The organism is Micromonospora sp. NPDC047548 (assembly GCF_040642975.1).
Lineage (GTDB): Bacteria > Actinomycetota > Actinomycetes > Mycobacteriales > Micromonosporaceae > Micromonospora.
In genome coordinates, this window is sequence record NZ_JBEYTI010000124.1 from 1 (window position 1) to 1,477 (window position 1,477).

Sequence of the window (1,477 nt, forward strand, 5' to 3'; positions counted from 1 at the left end):
TGTCAACGGCGGCTCAAAATTGGCTCTGGCACAAGTTTCGTGATCTGGCTTGGTGCGGCTGGTCATGGTTGGGCGAGGATTCGTTTGCGGAGTAGGTCGAGGTTGGCGCGGCCGTACATCTGGCGTTTGATCATCTTGATGCGGTTGACGTTGCCTTCCACGGCCCCGGAGCTCCAGGGTTGGGTCAGCCCGGCGCGCACGGCGTCGAGATCCTTGAGTAGGCCGGCGGCGAAGCCGCACATCTCGGGGAATGAGCTGTCGGTGGCCTGCTTGATCCATTCCTCGAGGTGGCGGCCACCACGTTCGCGGACGAGTTGGTTGAACCCGTGGGCCAGCTCGGTCAGCGCGTCCAGGTCGGCGCACCGGGCGCGGGCGTCCTTGAGGCCGAGGCGGTCGTCGTCGGTGAGCTTGTCGTCGGGGCGCATGATCCAGGCGGTGATGTGCCGGGCGGCGGGGACGGGTGGCGGTGGGGGTGTCCGGGAGACACCGCGGACCTGAACCAGATACCGCTGCAGCGTGCGTAACGTGCCGCGATACCCGCGGTCGCGGATCTCCACGTAGAGCGCGTGGCTGTCGGTGACGCCTTCGTCGTGGCGGGCCTGCAGGTAGGGCTTGAACGGGCCGAGCTTGCCGGGGCTGCTGCTGGGGTTGGGGCCGAGCAGCTGCTCGGGTGCCTGCGCCCGGGCGTACTTACGTACCGTGCCGCGGCTTATGCCCAGGCGTTGCATGATCGCCCGGATGGTCAGGCCCTCGGCGAGCAGGGCCTGCACGGCGGCATGCCGGCTCCGGGTGTTGTCCGCGCGTCGACCGGACGTCGCCGGCTCCGGAGCGGCCGTGGGTTCTTGCGCGGGCTGGGCTGCTGCCTGCTGCAGGCAGCGACGGTGCCGGGTGACCACCTTGCGCACCGCCTCAGACAAGTTGTGCATGAGGTGCCACCGGTCAGCGACCTGAATCGCGTCCGGGGCGCCGCGGGCGGCGCCCTCGGCGTAGGCGCCGCCCCGGTCCCGGCAGATGATCTCCACACCCGGGTGGCGTTGCAGCCAGTCGGCCAGGGTGTCCGCCTCCCGATCGGGCAGGACGTCGATGGGCCGGTGGGTATGCATGTCTACCAAGACCGTGGCGTAACGGTGTCCGCGCCGCTGGGCGAAGTCATCCACGCCCAGCACGCGCGGTGTCGCGGCCGGCGGGTCGCAGACCCGGCGGATGACCCGCAGCAGCGTCATCCGACTCGTTGGCAGCGCCAGCCGATCCACCAGGCGGGCGCCTGCCCGACCTCCCAACGCCATCGCCACCGACTCGACCACGCCGGCGGCCGGTACGGTCCGCCGCCCGTGACGGGTGGTAAGCCCGGGCACCTGCTCGGCGAACGTCTTCCGAACGCAACCGGGCTGGTCGCAGAACAGACGACGCACGGTCAGCACGAGTGTCACCTCCCGCCCGCCGATACCCGTGTCCACGAGCCGGCGCACGTACCTGC

The 1,477-nt window shown here is 70.1% G+C and carries 1 protein-coding gene; it reads right to left on the reverse strand.

The genetic code is table 11. The features are described 5' to 3' along the window. Positions 1–62: 62 nt before the first annotated feature. A partial coding sequence (locus ABZ807_RS33355; RefSeq protein WP_357167165.1) for an ISL3 family transposase occupies positions 63–1,477 on the reverse strand: 1,415 nt, incomplete at its 5' end.